The organism is Actinomycetospora lutea, from assembly GCF_028737205.1.
In the GTDB taxonomy this organism is placed as follows: domain Bacteria; phylum Actinomycetota; class Actinomycetes; order Mycobacteriales; family Pseudonocardiaceae; genus Actinomycetospora; species Actinomycetospora lutea.
On the sequence record NZ_JAQZAL010000043.1, the window covers coordinates 25988 to 42819 of the forward strand.

General features: G+C 76.9%; 16 protein-coding genes. 5 read left to right on the top strand and 11 right to left on the bottom strand.

The window, feature by feature from the left end; genetic code table 11:
- The 4 genes from PHK61_RS29465 to PHK61_RS29480 all read right to left on the bottom strand — a co-directional run bounded on the left by PHK61_RS29465 (position 1) and on the right by PHK61_RS29480 (position 6011).
- On the bottom strand, positions 1-1392 hold the full coding sequence (locus PHK61_RS29465) for a serine/threonine-protein kinase (protein ID WP_274284597.1): 1392 nt from the start codon (positions 1390-1392) through the stop codon (positions 1-3).
- A 231-nt stretch (positions 1393-1623) separates the two neighbouring features.
- Entirely contained in the window at positions 1624-4011 is a 2388-nt protein-coding gene (locus PHK61_RS29470; RefSeq protein ID WP_274284612.1) for a HelD family protein, read from the bottom strand.
- 231 nt (positions 4012-4242) lie between these two features.
- On the bottom strand, positions 4243-5289 hold the full coding sequence (locus tag PHK61_RS29475) for an MBL fold metallo-hydrolase (RefSeq protein WP_274284598.1): 1047 nt from the start codon (positions 5287-5289) through the stop codon (positions 4243-4245).
- The gene (locus PHK61_RS29480) at positions 5286-6011 is read right to left on the bottom strand and encodes a pyridoxamine 5'-phosphate oxidase family protein (protein ID WP_274284599.1); all 726 of its coding nucleotides are present in this window, start codon (positions 6009-6011) and stop codon (positions 5286-5288) included. Before PHK61_RS29480 ends, PHK61_RS29475 begins: the two co-directional genes overlap by 4 nt.
- Positions 6012-6570: 559 nt before the next feature.
- Between PHK61_RS29480 and PHK61_RS29485 the strand changes: the two genes are divergently transcribed.
- Positions 6571-7332, top strand: a complete 762-nt coding sequence (locus PHK61_RS29485; protein ID WP_274284600.1) for a hypothetical protein — start codon at positions 6571-6573, stop codon at positions 7330-7332.
- Positions 7333-7435: 103 nt separating this feature from the next.
- Here the strand turns inward: PHK61_RS29485 and mihF are convergent, their stop codons facing one another.
- The 5 genes from mihF to PHK61_RS29510 form a co-directional block, all read right to left on the bottom strand.
- Positions 7436-7747, bottom strand: a complete 312-nt coding sequence (mihF, locus tag PHK61_RS29490; RefSeq protein ID WP_274284601.1) for an integration host factor, actinobacterial type — start codon at positions 7745-7747, stop codon at positions 7436-7438.
- 291 nt (positions 7748-8038) lie between these two features.
- Entirely contained in the window at positions 8039-8662 is a 624-nt protein-coding gene (locus tag PHK61_RS29495) for a class I SAM-dependent methyltransferase (protein ID WP_274284602.1), read from the bottom strand.
- Positions 8652-9569: a lysophospholipid acyltransferase family protein gene (locus PHK61_RS29500; RefSeq protein ID WP_274284603.1), complete on the bottom strand. Its 918-nt coding sequence runs from the start codon at positions 9567-9569 to the stop codon at positions 8652-8654. Before PHK61_RS29500 ends, PHK61_RS29495 begins: the two co-directional genes overlap by 11 nt.
- Positions 9566-10483, bottom strand: a complete 918-nt coding sequence (locus PHK61_RS29505; protein ID WP_274284604.1) for a GNAT family N-acetyltransferase — start codon at positions 10481-10483, stop codon at positions 9566-9568. Before PHK61_RS29505 ends, PHK61_RS29500 begins: the two co-directional genes overlap by 4 nt.
- 80 nt (positions 10484-10563) lie before the next feature.
- A complete protein-coding gene (locus PHK61_RS29510) occupies positions 10564-11709 on the bottom strand; it encodes a glycosyltransferase family 4 protein (RefSeq protein WP_274284605.1) in 1146 nt (381 codons plus the stop codon).
- Between the two features lie 295 nt (positions 11710-12004).
- On the opposite strand from PHK61_RS29510, the gene PHK61_RS29515 reads away from it, so the two are divergent.
- The 4 genes from PHK61_RS29515 to PHK61_RS29530 all read left to right on the top strand — a co-directional run bounded on the left by PHK61_RS29515 (position 12005) and on the right by PHK61_RS29530 (position 15982).
- Positions 12005-12895 carry an SAM-dependent methyltransferase gene (locus tag PHK61_RS29515; RefSeq protein ID WP_274284606.1) on the top strand — a complete coding sequence of 297 codons (891 nt, stop codon included), beginning with the start codon at positions 12005-12007 and terminating at the stop codon, positions 12893-12895.
- A gap of 275 nt (positions 12896-13170) precedes the next feature.
- Entirely contained in the window at positions 13171-13554 is a 384-nt protein-coding gene (locus tag PHK61_RS29520) for a transglycosylase family protein (RefSeq protein WP_274284607.1), read from the top strand.
- A 34-nt stretch (positions 13555-13588) separates the two neighbouring features.
- Positions 13589-15232 (top strand): FAD-binding dehydrogenase, encoded by a 1644-nt coding sequence (locus PHK61_RS29525; RefSeq protein WP_274284608.1) that lies wholly within the window; start codon positions 13589-13591, stop codon positions 15230-15232.
- Positions 15233-15538: 306 nt separating this feature from the next.
- Positions 15539-15982, top strand: coding sequence for a hypothetical protein (locus PHK61_RS29530; protein WP_274284609.1), 444 nt, complete (start codon positions 15539-15541; stop codon positions 15980-15982).
- Positions 15983-15992: 10 nt separating this feature from the next.
- On the opposite strand, the gene PHK61_RS29535 is transcribed toward PHK61_RS29530, so the two are convergent.
- On the bottom strand, positions 15993-16244 hold the full coding sequence (locus PHK61_RS29535) for a PASTA domain-containing protein (RefSeq protein ID WP_274284610.1): 252 nt from the start codon (positions 16242-16244) through the stop codon (positions 15993-15995).
- A gap of 65 nt (positions 16245-16309) precedes the next feature.
- Positions 16310-16615 carry a WhiB family transcriptional regulator gene (locus PHK61_RS29540; RefSeq protein WP_274284611.1) on the bottom strand — a complete coding sequence of 102 codons (306 nt, stop codon included), beginning with the start codon at positions 16613-16615 and terminating at the stop codon, positions 16310-16312.
- Positions 16616-16832: the final 217 nt, after the last annotated feature.

Below are 16832 nucleotides of genomic sequence, written 5' to 3' on the forward strand. Positions count from 1 at the left end.
TCAGGGCGCGCGCTGCCCCGGCACCGTCGTGGTCGTCGTGTCGTCGTCGGGCGGCTCCTCGACGACCGGCGGCGGCACGACCACCGGCGGGCGCACCGTCGTGGTGGTGGTGGTCGTCGTGGTCGTGGTGGTGGTCGTCGTGCGCCGCGGCGTGGTAGTGCGCCGGGTGCGCGGCGCCGTGGCCGCCTCGGTCTCGTCGGTGGTGCTGACCTGCGGGGCGACGGGCAGCGGCGGCGGGGGCGGCGCGAGGGTCGCCGACGGCACCGGCGGCAGCGGCGCCTCGTCAGAGAGCACCGCGTACGCCACCGCGGAGCCCGCGACCAGCAGCGTCGCGGCCGCGGCGGCCACGGCGGCGGCGAGCCGGCGGCGCCGGCGCCCCTCGGGGCGGGCGAGCGGCGAGGCGCCCGTCGGCTCGGGCTCGGGCAGGGCCGCCCCGACCGCCATCGGGCCCGCGCCGGCGACGATGCTGGTGGGCGCGGTCATCAGCACCGGCGACAGCACCGTCTCGGCGTCCATCCCGACCTCGCGCGAGACCCCGCGCAGGCCGGCGACGACCTCCTCGGCGCTCGGCCGGTCGACCGCGTCGTCGGCGGTCATGGCCGTCAGCAGCCCCTCGAGGCCGGGCGAGAGGCCGGTGGGCACGGCGGGGCGGCGGTGCAGGCGCGCCACGGCCGCCTCGAGCGCGTTGCCCGGGTACTCGCGGCGGCCGGTGAGGCACTCGATGAGCACGAGGCCCAGCGCGTAGATGTCGACGGCGCCGTCGATCGGCTCGCCGCGCACCTGCTCGGGGCTGAGGTACGAGGCGGTGCCGATGACCATGCCGGCGGCGGTGACGGGGGCGGCGTCGTGGACCGCGGCGATCCCGAAGTCGGAGAGGTGGGCGCGGCCCTCGGCGTCGAGCAGCACGTTGCCGGGCTTGACGTCGCGGTGGACCACACCGCGGCGGTGCACGTAGGCGAGCGCGTCGGCGAGCGCGGCGCCCAGCGCCACGACGTCGACGACCGGCAGCGGCCCGGAGCGGATCCGCTGCGCGAGCGTGTCGCCCTCGATGAGCTGCATGACGAAGTACGCGCGGCCGTCCTCGTCGCCGACGTCGTAGACGGTGACGAGGCCGGGGTGCGACAGGCCGGCGAGCGTGAGCACCTCGCGGCGGTGGCGGGCCTCCTGGCCCTCCTCGATGTCGCCGATCTTCTCGGCGGGGTCGGCCGGGTCGCCGGGCTCGACGTCGGCGGCGCCGACGGAGCCCGCCGCGTTGAACATCTTGATGGCCACGTCGCGGCCGAGGAGCTCGTCGCGCGCCCGGAACACGTCGGCGGCACCGCCGCGCCCGATGAGGTCGCCGAGCGTGTAGCGCCCGCCCACCATCGCGGGCGGTCCGGCGTCGGTGCTCACTGCCCGCCCCCTCCCGGTGCGCGGTCGGCCCGATCATCCCGTATGACAGGGTCCCTCGTCTGCGTGACGTCGCGGGCGGCGCGTCGCCCGAACGGCGGGTTGCGGGCAGTTGCTCCGGAGAGCGCAACCGCGGCGCGCCGGCGGCTCGCACCGCCCGGGCGCACCTCGCCCCGTACCGGGTGGTTCGAGTCCGGCGGCGTCGGCGTTACCCGATCGAGTGGATCTCCAGGGTCAGCCGAGGCGGCCCAGGACCGGCGGCAGGGCGCCGGGATGCACCACGACCAGCGAACGTGTGGCGCGAGTGAGGGCCACGTAGAGGTCGTTGAGCCCGCGCGGTGAGGCGTCCACCACTCCCTCGGGGTCGACGAGCACCACGGCGTCGAACTCGAGGCCCTTGGCGTCGGCGACCTCTGACACGACGATCTCGGCGCCCAGGTCCACGGTCGGGTCGCCCGCCCGCCCGCCGTCGGCGGCGCCGGTCGGTCCGGCCGCGACGCCCAGGGCCGCGGCGAGCCCGTCGACCCGGGCCCCCGGCGCGAGGACCGCGACGCGCCCGGCACCCTCGGCGTCCACGACGGCCTCGCGGGCCGCCCGGGCCTGCGCCACGGCAGCCTCGACCAGCCCGGCCTCGTCGGTGGCCACCGCCGCGGGCGCCAGCCCGGACTCGCGCACCGACTCGGGCGGCGTGGCCGCGGGGTCGATCGCCGCGAGCACGTCGGCCGCGACCGCCATGATCTCCGCGGGCGTGCGGTAGTTGACGGTGAGCACCTCGCGGCGCCAGCGCGCGGCGACGTAGGGCGAGAGCACCTCGGCCCAGGACGACGCCCCGCCCCGCGCGCCGGTCTGGGCGACGTCGCCGACGAGCGTCATCGAGCGGCTGGGGCAGCGGCGCATGAGCACCCGCCACGCCATCGGCGAGAGCTCCTGGGCCTCGTCGACGATGACGTGCCCGAAGGTCCACGTCCGGTCGTCGGCGGCCCGCTCGGCGGCCGAGGCGTAGGTGGCCTCGCGGGTGCGGTCGGCCAGCACGCTGGCGTCGACGACGTCGGTGGGACGCAGGAGCTCGGGGTCCCAGTCCTCCTCCATCGCGAGGATCTCGAGCACGCCGGCGGCGTAGGCCTCGTCGGCCTCGCGCTTGCGCTCCTCGGCCTCGCGGGCGGCGGTGTCGTCCTCGCCGAGCAGCTCGGCGACCTCGTCGAGCAGCACCGCGTCCGCGGGGCTCCACCAGGCGCCGTCGAGCAGGCCCGCGCCCGTCGGCCCACCCTCGCGGGCCAGCAGGTCGCGGTCGGCGTCGGACCACCCGCGCGTGGCCGCCCGCAGGCGCCGCTCGTCGGTGTAGAGGTCGGCGAGCAGCTGCGGCGGCGTCAGCGTGGGCCACAGGTCGTCGAGCACGCCGCGCAGGTCGGGGTCGGCGCGCAGGCCCGCGCGGACGTCGGCGAGGTCGCCGCGGTCGAGGAGGTTGCCCCCGTCCAGGTCGCGGCCCACCCGGTCGACCTCGCGGCGGGCGAGCTGGTCGACGACCTCGCGCACGAACGTCCGTTTCGCGTCGTTGTGGGGCCGGCGGGTGCGCCGGGCGCGCGTGCGGGCCTGGGCGACGACGTCGCGGTCGACCACCACGGGCTCGCCGTCGACGTGCAGCCGGATCGGGCGCCGCGGGAGCTCCTGGCGGTCGCGCACGGCCGTGGCGAGCATCTTGCTCATGTCCACGCGGCCCTTGAGCGCGGCGGCGGCCGCCGGCTCGTGCCGGTGCGCGGCGAGGCCCGGGTAGAGCTCGCCGACCGTCGAGAGGAGCACGCTCGTCTCGCCCAGCGAGGGCAGGACCTGCTCGATGTAGCGCAGGAACGTCGGGTTGGGCCCGACGACGAGCACGCCGCGGCGGGCCAGCTGGCGCCGGTGGGTGTAGAGCAGGTAGGCCGCGCGGTGCAGCGCCACGGCGGTCTTGCCGGTGCCGGGGCCGCCCTCGACCACGACGACCCCGTTGGCGCTGGAGCGGATGACGCGGTCCTGCTCGCCCTGGATCGTCGCGACGATGTCGCCCATGCGCCCGGTGCGCCCGGCCGACAGGGCCGCGAGCAGCACCGCCTCGCCGGTCAGGCCGGTGCGCTGCGTGGCCCGTGACGCGGCGGCCGCTGCTGCTTCGTCGAGGTCGAGGATCTCGTCGTCGACCGCCGTGACGCGCCGGCTGCGCGAGCGGATGTGCCGGCGGCGGCGCACGCCGTCGGGCGACGCGGCGGTCGCGGTGTAGTACGGCCGGGCGGCGGGCGCGCGCCAGTCGACGAGCAGGGGCTCGTAGTCGTGCTGGTCGTCGAGCAGCCCGAGGCGCCCCACGTAGAGCACGTCCTGGTCGAGCCCCTCGACGGGCTCGGGGTCGCCGTCGACCGGGGGCGGCGGCGGGCGGTCCGGATCGAGGTCGAGGCGTCCGAAGCACAGGCCCTGCTCGACCGCGGTGAGCGTCGCGAGCTGCTCGGAGTACATCTGCGCGGCGGCGTCGCGCTCGGAGACCGCCTGCGGGGTGCCGGTGGTCTCGTCGCGCAGGACGCGGGCGAGCAGGGTGGCGGTCTCGGCCCGGCGCTCGTCGAGCTTGCCGTAGAGCATGCTGAGGTACGGCTGCTCGGCCATGACGGGGTCGGCAGCCACGGGCTCGCCGTCGGGGTCGTGCGCGCCGCGGTCGGTGTCGGCGGCGGACGGGGACGTACGGGTCACGCAGGCCTTCTCCAGCGGACGGCCCGGCTCCTGTGCACCGGGGACGACCTTCCACGGTAGCGCCGCTCCCCGACCACGCGCCGCCGCCGAGGCCCCCTTCGGCGCACGGCAGGTGTCGAGATCGTGTCCGCCCGGCGACGGGACCGGTCAGGCCGGGGCGTTGCCGACCACCTCGTCGGTGCCGGACGTGCGCGTCACCCGCCCCTGCGCGGCGAGGACCTCGAGGTGCGCGTCGGTCTCGAGCACCGCGAGCATCCGGTTGAAGGTCTCCATGTCCTCGAGGCGGTGCTCGCGGCGCGTCCAGCGCAGCGCGCCGGCGATCTCGGCCGCCGTCGGCAGGCCCTTCTCCACCGCCGCGGCGATCTCCTCGAGGCGCTTGTCGTGGTGCACGACCAGCTCGTCGACCCGCTCGTGGACGCTCGGCGCGACGGGTCCGTGGGCGGGCAGCAGCAGGCGGTCGGGCTCGGCGCGCAGGGCCGCGAGCGAGGTCAGGTAGCGGATCAGTGCCCCGGGCCGCGCGGCGGGCTCGAAGCCGATCGAGGGCGTGATGTGCGGCAGGACGTGGTCGCCGGCGTAGAGCATCGCGCCGTCGGCGGTGGTCTCGTCGACGAACACGACGTGCCCGCGCGTGTGCCCCGGGGTCTCGCGGGCGACGAGGGAACGCCCGCCGGCCTGCAGCTCCTGCCCGTCGGTGAGCCACTCGTCGGGGTCGGCGAAGTCGTCCACCGGCGGCGCCTCCGCCGCACCCAGCCAGGAGCGGATCTCGTCGGCGAGCGTCGGGGCGCCGGCGCGCTCGAGGCCCGCGATCTGGGCCTGCAGGCCGGTGTCGCGGCCGCGCACCGTCTCCAGCGACTCGGCCTCGCCGGCCCCCAGGGCGACCCGGGCGCCGTGGGCGCGGCGCAGCGCGATCGCCTGGCTGTAGTGGTCGCGATGGACGTGGGTGACGAGGAAGCGGCGCACGTCGCCCGGCTCCGCGCCGATCCCGGCGAGCAGGCGCGCCAGCACGTCGCGCGACGCGTCGATCGACCAGCCGCCGTCGATCAGCGTCAGCTCGCCGTCCCCCGACTCCGGGGCGAGCACGTAGACGTTGACCGCGCGCAGCGAGTCGTTCGGCAACGGCAGCGGCAGGCGGTGGACACCGGGGACGACGGTCTCGAGCTCGGGCCTCGTCCAGGCGTGCCGGTCGGAGATCACTCCCCGGAGGATGCCCCTGCCCCGGCGCGCTCCGCCGTGCGGGGGTCGGCCGCGGGCCCGCCGGCCCGCTCGCTCGCCTCGGCGCGTCGCGCCCCGGCCACGCCGAAGTGGTCGCCGCCCTTGCGCTTGACGTCGTCGGTGCCCCAGGAGCGGGTCCGGTCGACGGGCACCATCCGCGGGATGTGCTTGCGGCAGTGGATGTAGGCCTCCTCCACGGTGACCTCCACCCAGATCTCGGCCCGCCGGCCCGGCGTGCCCTCCTCCGGGATGCCGGGGTACTCGTCGCGCAGCGCGGCGTCGTCGACGATGCGCGCCGACCCGTTGACGTGCAGCCCGATGAGCTCATCGGTGAAGTCGAGCATCAGGAGCCCGACGTGCGGGTTCTCGGTGATGTTGCCGAGGCTCGCCATCACCCCGTTGCCGCGGTACTCGGGCCACGCCACGTGCCGGTCGTCGAGGACCTGCAGGAAGCCGGGCGGCCCGGCGCGCAGCGTCGAGTCGCACTCGCCGTGGGCGTCGGACGTCGCGACGAACGCCATGGTCATCCGCGCCACGAAGTCCTGCATGGCTGGCACGAGGCGGTCGCACATCTGGTCGGCGTGGAAGCGCTCCGCTCGCGCGGACGTCCCGAGCGCGTCCTGCAGGACGTGCTCACCGGCGGATCCGGGACGTTCGGGGTGGGGGTCGGGCTGATCGGGCTGGGGGGTGACCCGGTCGCTCATCGACGCCTCTCCGCGACCCGGTCGGGGCCGCCGTGTCGGGGGCGGTGTGTCGGGTGGGTCGCGTGATGCGCGCCCGCTCGGGTACCGCTGCAGTCGGGGGGACGTCTCGATGGAACCCTTTCGTCCGGACGCTGTCGAGGCGCTGTGTCACGCAACCCTCGCTCGGCGCAGTCGTCATCCGCAGTTCCGTGGGCTGAACAGCCGCACTTGACTGTGACGTGCATCACTCCGTGACCCGCCCGAGACCCGGCCGCAGTGCGCCCGTGACCAGGTGGGGAGGGCCTGAGCAGCCGCGACGCCCACCGACACCCACCGTCCGCGCGGCGCTCCACCCGGTGACGGGTCTTCCCCCGCGACCTAGTCTCCGAGGCGTCCGGACACCCGTGGCAGCTGGTGCCGGACCCGCGCTCGTCCCGCCCGGGCCTGTCCGGCGGGCGCGGCCCCCGACCCCAGCGGCGACAGACCCAACGCCGACGCACCGGAGCTCCCCACCGGTGACGCGGCACCTGGCTCGCTCCCCCTCGGCCAGGTCGGAACGGCGGCGCGACGGAGACCTCGCATGGCACGACACCGTGCGGCGCACGCCCGAGCGGCGGCGCCCGATCCTGCGGCACCCACCGGCACCGCGGTCCTGACCGGCGGCCACCGCGCCGCCGACCTCGCGGCCGCCCTGCCCCGCCAGGGCCTGACCGAGGCGCACCCGTCGGGGCCGCTGCCCCGTGCGGGCCGCAGCACCTCCCGGCACACCGGGGGCCTCGACGCGGACACCGCCGCGCTCGACCTCGCCGCGATCGCCCTGGCGGCGGCGAGCGCGCGGCCGGCGGGCCCGCCCACCGGCTCCGCGGCGCTCCCGCAGGGCTCCGGGCCGGCGTCCGGGCCGCTCGCCGCGCCGACCACCGGGGGGACGCCGCGCCCGTCCTACCCCGCGGCCGTCCCCAGCGCCCTGGCGCCGATCACGCCGTCGCACGCGGTGCCGGCCGTCGGACGCGGCGGGCGCGGCTCCGGTCGCCGCGTGCCGCTGCCGACCCGCACCGCCGGGGCGCTCGCCCTGGTCGGCGCCCTCGCGGGCGGCGGCGTCGCTGTCGTGGGCGGCAACGCCGTCCTCACCGCCGACCCCACGCCGACCACGGGCGAGCTGCGCACCGGTGACGTGGCCACCGCGGCCGCGGACGCCGCCGGCAGCGCCGCGGCGGTCGCGCAGGTGCCCACCGGCGGGCAGGACGACGGGCAGGACGACGGGCAGGACCAGGACGCGCAGGACCAGGGCGGGCGGCACCGCGCCGACGACGGGGCCTCCTCGTACGCCGGCGGCGGCTACTAGGCCCGCGGGGCCCGCAGAACGAACGACGGGGCGGTCGGGGTCCGGGGCACCGGACCACCGACCGCCCCGTCGTCGTTCGTTGCCGGGTGCGGCGCGGACTGGATCAGCCGAGCGCGCTGACCAGGGCCTCGCGCTGGCGGGAGCCGAGCCCGGCGACGCGCCGGTCCTCGGGGATCCCGGCCTGCTCGAGCACGGCCGAGGCCTTGGCCGGGCCGTAGCCGGGCAGCGCGCGGACGAGCTGGGACACCTTCGTCTTGCCGGCGATCGGGTCGCTCTTGCCGCGGTCGAGGACGGCGGGGATCGACTCCTCGCCGCTCTTGATGCCGGCCAGGAGCGCGGAACGGGCCTGCCGGGCCTCGCGGGACTTGGCCTGGGCGGCCTCGCGCTGCTCGGGGGTCAACGTCGGGAGGGCCATCGCGGTGTCTCCCCTCTCTGTGGTGCGGGTTCGTCGCGGAGGGACCACGACGTCGGTCGGACCGGTCGCAAACAGACGGTCACACGGACGGTCGGTCGAGCCCGTGCGCCACGCCGCGACGGTGCCGCGATCCGGACGCCCGGGCCGATGGTTGCGGGACCGTACACCCTCCCGACGGGTGCCCTGCCCCTGACCTGGGCGGATCACCACTCCGCCCTCCGCAGCACCGCGACGGGTGACATCCGGGCCACCCTCATCACCCACGTGCGCCCCTTCCACACCCGGGCGGGCTCACCGGCGGGGCGACGACGCGCGGTGGACGACCGCCGGCGGCAGGTTGCGCCAGGTCACCGGGGAGGTCTCGACCGCGCCGAAGCACTCGTCCAGCTCCTCGCGCAGCGCCCGCGCCGGCGCCGCCCACGCGGTCGCGCGGTAGGCAAACTGCACGAACACGCCGTCGTCGGCGAGGGCACGCGCCACGACCGGGAGCAGGGAGTCCACGCGCCCCGGGCGGGTGGCCGACCAGCCCAGCCCGCTGACGACGGCCTGCGCCCCGCGGATGCCGCGCAGCGCGAGGATCGCGCCGAGCTCGGCCACGTCGGCGGGCACCACCTCGACGCCGGGGAACCGCTCACCGAGCCGGTGGGCGAGCACCGGGTTGATCTCCACCGCGATCTGGCGCCCCCGACCCGCCAGCCGGTGCGCGAGCAGCCCGGTGAACGCGCCGCTGCCGGCCCCGAGCTCCACGACGACAGGGTCCGGGGGCGCGGCGCGCAGGGCGGCCTCGGCCATGCCGCGGGCCAGGGCGGTGCTGCTGGGCCAGACCGAGGCCGTGGCCACCGGCGCCCGGACGAACTGGGCGGCGAACATCGCGCGGTCGGCGAGGGAGGCCTCGCGGGGCGGGTCAGGCGACATGCTCGAGCTCCGGGACGGTCGGGAGCGCGACGGGGCGCGCAGCGACGTGACCTGCGAGGTCGGGCGGAAGGACACGAGCGATCGCCGTGGCCGTGCGGTCGGCGAGCGCGCGCCGGGCGCTCGCCCGCGCCGGGCCGGCCGGGACCGTGCGCGGGTCGACGACCCCGCAGGCGGTGACGTCGACGTCGACGCCGCGCACGGTGAGCACGCGCCGCAGCGACGAGGCGAGCGTGTCGTCGCCGACGAAGGCCGCGGTGGCGTCGAGGGGCGCGGTGCCCGGCAGGTCGCCGCGGCGCCGGTAGCGCAGGGCCACCGGGACGACCGGGGCGCCGGCGTCGCGTGCGGCCTGGAAGGCGGCGGGCCGGAAGGCGCCGAGGTCGCGCCCGCAGCGCGTGGTGCCCTCGGCGAACACCCCGATCGGCGTCCCCGTCCGCAGCGCGTCGGCGAGGACGGCGACGGCACCGGGCAGGTCGCGCAGCCGGTCGCGATCGAGGAACACCGTGCCCGCCCGCGCGGCCATGAGGCCCAGCAGCGGCCACCGGCGGACCTCGGCCTTCGCGAGCATCCGGACCGGTGCCACGGCCTGCAGGGCGAACACGTCGAGCCACGACACGTGGTTGGCGACGACGAGCGCACCGGGCGGCGCGGGCGGGCCGGTGTGGCGCACCCGGACCCCGCAGGCCGAGAGCACCGCGGCCGCCCAGACCCGCTGCACCACCGAGGTCGCGGACGGGCCGAGCAGCGGGACCACGAGCGCGGCGAGCAGGCCCGCGACCAGCACGACGGCCAGGGCGGCGCCCCGCACGGCCGGCCGGACGACCCGCAGCGCCCGGGCCCGCCCGGTGGTGCGCCCGGCGACGGGCAGGCAGCCGGGGTCGCACGGCGAGGTCGGCGACCAGGCGTTCACCCGTCCTCCCCGGCGAGGTAGCGGCGCCAGCGCGGGTCGATGGCCGTGTGGTCGAGCAGGACGAACAGGTCGGCGACACCGAAGTCGGGGTCGAGCGCCGGGACGCCGCCGATCTCGGCGCCGAGGCGCAGGTAGCCGCGCAGCAGCGGCGGCAGGCCCGCCCGGGCGGCGCGGCGGGCGCCGGGGGCCTCCGGGTCGTGGCCGGCGATCGGGGCCTCGCGCCACGGGCGCACCCGCCGCGCGGACGGCGCGAGGTGCGTCGAGGCGACCAGCGACCACACCCCGCCGGGCATCGCGCCCTCGGGCGTCAGCGCGACGCTCGCGCAGCCGACGGCCCAGCGGCGCCCGGACAGCACCATGTAGCGCAGGATCCCGGCCCAGACCAGCGAGAGCACCACGCCGTGGCGGTGGTCGGGGTGCACGCAGGAACGCCCGACCTCGACGATCTCGTCGCGCAGGCCGTCGAGGGCCGCGAGGTCGAACTCGGTGTCGGAGTAGAGCCCGCCGGCGGCCCGGGCGCCCTCCGGCGTGAGCATCCGGTAGGTGCCGACGATCGCGCCGGTGGCGTCCTCGCGGACGACGAGGTGGTCGCAGTGGGCGTCGAAGGCGTCGGCGTCGCGGCCCTCGGCGGCGGCCGCGAGGGCGACCGCGTCGTCGGGGGCGGGCCGGGCGCCCTGCTCGCCGGCGAACACGCGGTGGCGCAGCCGCTGGGCGGCGGCGACGTGCGCCGGCTCGCGGGTGAGCAGCAGGCTGTAGCGGCCCGCGGTGTCCGGGGCGGCGTCGGGGGCGAGGTCGGGGGCGAGGTCGGGGGCGGGCCCGGTGGGCGGGGCGGCGACGGCGACCGCCGTGTCGCGCTCGTCCTGGCTCTCGGCGGCGGGTCCGGCGGACCGCGCCAACACCTGGGATGTGGCCATGGCCGGTGTCTACGGGCCGCGATCGCCCGTCGGCCCACCCCGGCGTGACGGTCGGGTGTGGTCCCGGTGAACTCGGTGGCTCAGGCCGCCGGCGTGGTCGCGACGGGCACGCGGCCGTCGGACTCGTCGCCGGCGATGACGGCGGCGTAGTGCCCGAGGAGCTCCTCGCACACCGAGGGCCAGGTGCGTCCGGCGACGCGGCGGCGCCCGGCGGCGCCGAACGCGCGCCGCCTCCCCGGGTCGTCGCGCCACGCGGCGACCCGGCCGACGATCTCGGCGCCGGCCGTCGGCGAGGACGGGTCGTAGAGCCAGCCCGTCCGGCCCGGGTCGACGAGATCGGCGACGCCGCCCGCGTCGGGGGCGAGCACCGGGAGCCCGGAGGCCTGGGCCTCCTGGACGGCCTGGCAGAACGTCTCGTGCGGACCGGTGTGCACGAACGCGTCGAAGGAGGCGTAGGCCCGCGCCAGCTCGGTGCCGCCGCGGAACCCGAGGAAGTGGGCGGACGGCAGCAGCTCGCCCAGGCGCGCCCGCGAGGGCCCGTCGCCGACCACCACGACCCGCACGCCGGGCAGGCCCTCGAGGGCGGCGAGCCGCTCGACCTGCTTCTCCGGGGCGAGGCGGCCCACATACCCGACGAGCAGCTCGCCGTGCGGGGCGAGCTCGGCGCGCAGGGCGTCGTCGCGGCGGTCGGGGTGGAAGCGGGCGGTGTCGACCCCGCGGCCCCAGCGGTGCACCCGCGGCACGCCGTGGGACTCCAGCGCGTCCACCGCCCATCGCGAGGGCGCCAGCGTGCGTGCGGCGCCGCTGTGCACCCGGCGGATCCAGCGCCACGCGGCCCGCGCGGTCAGGCCGACCCCGTACGACGACGCGAAGCCGGCGACGTCGGTCTGGTACACGGCCACCGCCGGGACGCCCAGGCGCCGGGCGACGGTGAGGGCCCGCGCGCCGAGGACGAACGGCGAGGCCAGGTGCACCACGTCGGGCCGGTACTCGGCGAGCGCCGCGCGCACCGCCGGGGTCGGCACGCCGACCGGCAGCGAGTCGACGCCCGGCACGTCGACGGCCGGCACCCGCACCACGGGCACGTGCGGCGCCCCCGGCACCTCGTCGGGCCCCGCGCCCGGGGCGATGACCATGGCGGAGTGGCCGCGGCGCTGCAGGTGGGCGACGACCTGGAGCACGGAGTTGGTGACGCCGTTGACGGCGGGCAGGAACGACTCGGTCACGACGGCGACGCGCACTCCCGCACCGTTGCCGCCCCGGGACCCCGTCGGCCGACGACGACGTGTCCCTCGTCCTAACACCGACCCAACACTCTGGAGGGTCACCGCTCGGAGATCCGCGCGCAGATCACCCACCGTCAGATCGTGTCCGGACGACGAGCCGCGCATCGGTGTGTCGTGGCACCATTTCCCGGCGTGTCGGCCACGGACGGTGGACGGAGGACCATCCGCTGCGCGTGTCGGGGGAACCTGGCGTGTTGACAGCGCGGTGGCGCTGTCGGCTACTTGGTCCCCGGGTGTGGCCGACCTGCGGCGCCGCCGCTCACCGGGCGACGGCGCCGAGGACGAGGGGAGGGGGACCGTGCTCGACGACCACCGCTGGCCGATCGGCCCTCCCGGGGCGGCGAACTTCGACATCCCGAGCTCCGCGCGCGTCTACGACTTCCTGCTCGGCGGCACCTCGCACGGCGCCGTCGACCGCGTGATGGGGCGCGACCTCGCTCGCGCCGAGCCCCTGGTCGTGTCGGTCGTGCGCGAGAACCGGTCGTTCCTGCGCCGCGCCGTCACGTTCCTCGCGCGCGCCGGGATCGACCAGTTCCTCGACCTCGGCTCGGGCATCCCGACGATGGGCAACACCCACGAGGTCGCCCGCCGCGTGACCCCGGACGCGCGGGTCGCCTACGTCGACATCGACCCGGTCGCGGTCTCGCACGGCGAGCTGCTGCTGGGCTCGGCGAAGGGCGTGACCGTGACCGAGGCCGACCTGCGGACCCCGGAGGAGGTCCTGGGCGCCCGCGCGGTGACCGACGTGCTCGACTTCTCGCGGCCGGTCGGGGTGCTGATGTTCTCGGTGCTCCAGCACGTGTCCGCCGCCGACGACCCCGCCGCCGTGGTCGCCGGCTACCTGTCCCGGGTCGTGCCGGGCAGCGCGCTGGCCGTCTCGCACCTCACCGCCGACGACCCGCGCATCGACATGGACGCCATCCTCGGGCCGACCCGCGCGTACCGCAGCGGGCGGGCCACGACCCGCTCGGCCGCCGAGCTCGCCGCGCTGGTCGAGGGCGTCGATCTCGTCGAGCCCGGCCTCGTCTTCGCCGCGCAGTGGCGTCCCGAGGCGCGCCGGCACCGCGGCCCGCTCGCCGAGCCGTGCTGCGGGCACCGCGCGGCCGTCGGTTTCCTCCCCGCCTGACGCCGCGACCACGCCCCGTTCACCTCGCTCTCCGATCTCGTGGCCGCACCGATCGGAGCAGTGCCACACCGCTCGTCACTACTCCGTTCGCCGCTGACCGCGACGAGATGACCACTCACCGCGACTTCCGGGCGATCACCGGTCACGGCTCGTCACAAAAGGTCTCGGTTCGGTTACGGTCCCGGACCGCGTCGTCCCGCTCCCCAGCACCACCCGGGCGCCGCACGGGTCGCCCCTGCGGGTCCCGTCCACCCACGAGACGAACCGGAGCCCCGATGTCTGGTCGCCACCACCTGCCGTCCGCCCCGTCCCGTCCGCTGCTCAAGGTCGGCGTCGTCGCCGCGGCCGCCGTGACCGGGCCGCTGGCCATCACGGGCACGGCCATGGCCGCGCCGTCGGCCTCGCCCGAGTCGAACGCGACCTGGGACCGCCTCGCGATGTGCGAGAGCACCCAGAACTGGGAGGCCGACACCGGCAACGGCTTCAAGGGCGGCCTGCAGTTCACCGACTCGACCTGGAGCGAGTTCGGCGGCGAGCAGTTCGCCGACGCGCCCGACGAGGCCAGCCGCGAGCAGCAGATCCGCGTCGCCAAGAAGGTCCAGGACGAGCAGGGCTGGAACGCCTGGCCGACCTGCTCGGAGAAGCTCGGCCTCCAGTAGTCCCACCCACGGGCCCACTGCCACGATGCCCGGTATGCCCGACGCGGACGTCATCGTGGTGGGAGCCGGACTCGCCGGACTCGTCGCCACCGCCGAGCTCGCCGACGCCGGACGCCGGGTGATCCTGCTCGACCAGGAGCCCGAGGCGTCCCTCGGCGGGCAGGCCTGGTGGTCGTTCGGCGGGCTCTTCCTCGTCGACAGCCCCGAGCAGCGTCGCCTGCGCGTCCGCGACTCCTTCGACCTCGCCTGGTCCGACTGGACCTCCAGCGCCGGCTTCGACCGCGCCGACGAGGACCGGTGGGGCCGCGAGTGGGCCCGCGCCTACGTCGAGTGGGCCGCCGGCGAGAAGCGGCCCTGGCTGCACGCGATGGGCGTGCGCTTCTTCCCCGTCGTCGGCTGGGCCGAACGGGGCGGCGCCTCGGCCACCGGCCACGGCAACTCGGTGCCCCGCTTCCACATCGTCTGGGGCACCGGGCCCGGCATCCTCGAGCCGTTCCTGCGGCGGGTCCACGCCGCGGTCGCCGACGGGCGCGTGACGATCCGCTGCCGCCACCGCGTCGACGCCCTCGAGACGACCGCCGGCGCGGTGACCGGCGTGTCCGGCACGGTGCTCCAGCCCTCCGAGGTCGCGCGGGGCGAGGCGAGCTCGCGGGAGGCCGTCGGCTCCTTCACGCTGAGGGCGGGCAGCGTCGTCGTCACCTCCGGCGGCATCGGCGGCAACCACGACGCCGTGCGCGCCGCCTGGCCCGAACGCCTCGGTCCGCCGCCGCGCGAGATGATCTCCGGGGTGCCCGCCCACGTCGACGGGCGCATGATCGGCATCAGCGAGGACGCCGGCGGGCGCGTCGTCAACCGTGACCGGATGTGGCACTACACCGAGGGGATCGTCAACCACTCCCCGGTCTGGCCGCTGCACGGCATCCGCATCCTGCCCGGGCCGTCGTCGCTGTGGTTCGACGCCGAGGGCCGGCGGCTGCCCGCGCCGCTGTGGCCCGGGTTCGACACCCTCGCGACCCTCGAGCACATCGGGCGCACCGGCCACGACCACACGTGGTTCGTGCTCAACCAGCGGATCCTCGAGAAGGAGTTCGCCCTCTCGGGCTCCGAGCAGAACCCCGACTTCACCGGCCGCGACATCCGCCTGACCCTGCAGCGGGTCCGGCCCGGCCCGACCGAGCCGGTGGCCGCCTTCCAGCGCTCCGGCGAGGACTTCGTGACGGCCGGATCGCTCGGCGAGCTGGTCGGGAAGATGAACGCGCTCACCCGCGAGCCGCTGCTGGACGCGGCGAACGTCGAGCGCGAGGTCCTCGCCCGCGACGCCGAGCTTGCCAACCCCTACGGCAAGGACGGCCAGCTCGCCGCCATCCGGTCGGCGCGCGGCTACCTCGGCGACCGGCTGGTGCGCGTGGCCCCGCCGCACCGCATCCTCGACCCCGCCGCCGGGCCGCTGGTCGGCGTGAAGCTGCACGTGCTCACGCGCAAGACGCTCGGCGGGCTCTGGACCGACCTCGACGGGCGGGTCCTGCGCGCCGACGGCACCCCGCTCCCCGGGCTGTACGCGGCGGGCGAGGCGGCGGGCTTCGGCGGCGGCGGCGTGCACGGCTACCGCTCGCTGGAGGGCACGTTCCTCGGCGGCTGCCTGTTCTCGGGCCGGCAGGTCGGCCGCGCCCTGGCGTAACCCTCGCCCCCCGCCGCCCGCCGCTGACGCAGGCTCGCGCTGCGAGCGATGCGGCATCGCTGGCGTCCCACGCCAGGATCGCCACATCCTCGATGCGCGACACGCCGGGCCCGGCGTCGTCCGGGTGGTGCAGCCCGGCGGCCGGGCGCGCATGCAGCGCAGCGGAGCCGCCGCGCCGGAGGCCGAGCACCGGCGTCGAACGTCCGGAAGGCCCCACGACCACGCCGGTCCCTCGTCCGGGTGGTCCGGGCGCCGTGACCGTCTCCTCCGCTCACGACCGTCCCGGTCGCTCACGATGCGCGGTGCATGACGGAGCGGGGCGGACGGGATGCGGTGCGGTGGGCGCTGGGCAGCGTGATCGTCGGAGTGATGGCGGCCGCGGCGATCGTCCTGATGTCGGTCACGCCGACCGCGTCCGTCGCCGCCGAGCCGGCCGTCGCCGTCGCCCCGGTCGCTCCCGCCCCGCTGGTCGCGGCGTCACCCGTGACCGAGCGGCCGACCATCGCGCCCACGACCTCCCGGACGCGACCCACCGACGACGCCGATCGACCGCAGGCCCGGAGCAGCCGCACGAGCTCCTCCGGGTGCGGGCCGCGGGCCGTCTCCGCGGGTCGGTTCGACGCGTCGTGCGACGAGTACCAGGGCTACCTCGACCCCGGCACGTCCGCCGGTCGGGCACCCACCTCCGGCGACCTCCAGACGCAGTGGGGCTGCGAGCAGGGCTACATCCCCGAGGACGAGTGCGGCTGACCCGCGCCGGTCAGGAGGGGACGCCGGAGTCGGTGCTGATCCAGATCCGGACGATGGAGCCCCGCGAGACCGCGGTCCCGGGCTCCGGCTCCTGCCGGGCGATGTGCGCGCGGCCCGCGCCGGTGTGCCAGGCGTTCTCGGGCACGGCCAGCAGACCGGCGTCCAGCGCGCGGTCGTGGGCCTCGGCGGCGGGCACGCCGACCAGCTCGGGCACCTGCGCACCGGGCTTCTCGGGCGAGGCGGTGGTGACGTCGTCGGACACGGTGGACCTCCCACGGATGGACGGGTCGGACGATGGGGGCTGTGCGGGCACGGGCTCGACCCGAATCACGCGGCGGGCGTGGTGCGGGGCTCGCGACGGCGGCGCGCCAGCAGCGTGCGGCGCTCGTCCTCGCTCTCCCCACCCCACACCCCGTAGGGCTCCTGCACACTGCGAGCCCAGTCACGGCAGGCCGTCATGACCGGGCACGAGGCGCAGACCTGCTTGGCGCCGTCGACCCGGCGACCCCGCGACGGCTCGCGCTCGCCGTCGGGATGGAAGAAGACCGCGAGGTCCATCCCGCGACACGCCGCGTGGCGCTGCCAGTCCCAGTACTCCACGACGGCCGCCGGCAGGCGGGACACATCTGCCACCGTGATCACCTCCGACAGGTTGTCGTAGACCGGGCATACCCGCGGGACGCCCCACCCTCACGCGCCGGCGCGCACCGGCTCAGGGGCGTACCCACCGATGCGGCCCTCGGACCGTGACCGACGGCGAATCGCTCGCGGCGCGCCGAGCGGATCGGCCGCGCTGCGCCCGGTGTCAGCGCCCGGTGTCAGCGCCCGGTGTCAGCGCCCGGTGTCAGCG